Origin of the sequence: Burkholderia sp. Se-20378, assembly GCF_017104665.1 — a bacterium.
Lineage (GTDB): Bacteria > Pseudomonadota > Gammaproteobacteria > Burkholderiales > Burkholderiaceae > Burkholderia > Burkholderia lata.
The window spans coordinates 1-905 of sequence record NZ_JAAGPG010001167.1 but is presented as its reverse complement, the minus strand read 5'-3'; the positions used below and the strand labels follow the sequence as shown (position 1 = coordinate 905).

Genomic DNA, 905 nt, shown 5'->3' with positions numbered 1-905 from the left:
TGCCGCTGTTCGTGTTCGGCGGCCGCTATGCGGTGTCGGGCGCGCAGCCGGCCGACGCGTTTGCGCAGGCGCTCGACCAGGCATGGCGCGACGGCATCGTCGAACTCGACGGCAGCGACGCGGCCGCCTGCGGCCCCGACGGCTGCGAATTGCCGGCGCGCTCCTAACACCCGCCTCATCCCTCATCACGCGCGTCACGCCCGGACGCGCGACTACGCTTCGCTGCTGCCACAAACCGGCAGGAAGCCTGTTCCAATCGGGTCTAGAATGCATCCTTTCAAATAACTATCAGAAGGCTGCAAGCCCATGACCCACGGGATCCACGGCGAGAAGCGCTGGTACGCGCTGATCGTTCTCTGCCTCGGCGTGCTGATGATCGTGCTCGACAGCACGATCGTGAACGTTGCACTGCCGTCGATCAGCACCGACCTCCACTTCACCGAGACGGCCCTCGTGTGGGTCGTCAACGCGTACCTGCTGACGTTCGGCGGCTGCCTGCTGCTCGGCGGCCGGCTCGGCGACCTGTACGGCCACCGACGCATGTTCCTCGCCGGCCTCGTCGCGTTCACGCTTGCATCGCTCGCGTGCGGCCTCGCGCAATCGCAGACGATGCTGATCGCCGCGCGCGCGGTGCAGGGGATCGGCGGCGCGATCGTATCGGCCGTCGCGCTGTCGCTGATCATGAATCTCTTCACCGAGCCCGGCGAGCGCGCCCGCGCGATGGGCGTGTACGGCTTCGTCTGCGCGGGCGGCGGCAGCATCGGCGTACTGCTCGGCGGGCTGCTAACGAGTTCGCTGTCGTGGCACTGGATCTTCCTCGTCAACCTGCCGATCGGCATCGCGGTCTATGCGATGTGCGTCGCGCTGCTGCCGCGCCTGCGCGCGCCGGCCGGCGCCGCGCGGCT

General features: G+C 68.4%; 1 protein-coding gene and 1 pseudogene. Both read left to right on the top strand.

Annotated elements, in window-relative coordinates:
- Positions 1–167, top strand: a pseudogene (locus G3N93_RS40795) (DsbA family oxidoreductase); the annotation flags it as partial.
- A gap of 139 nt (positions 168–306) precedes the next feature.
- Positions 307–905, top strand: a 599-nt coding sequence (locus G3N93_RS40790) for an MFS transporter (protein ID WP_206135611.1), incomplete at its 3' end; no start/stop codon positions are given.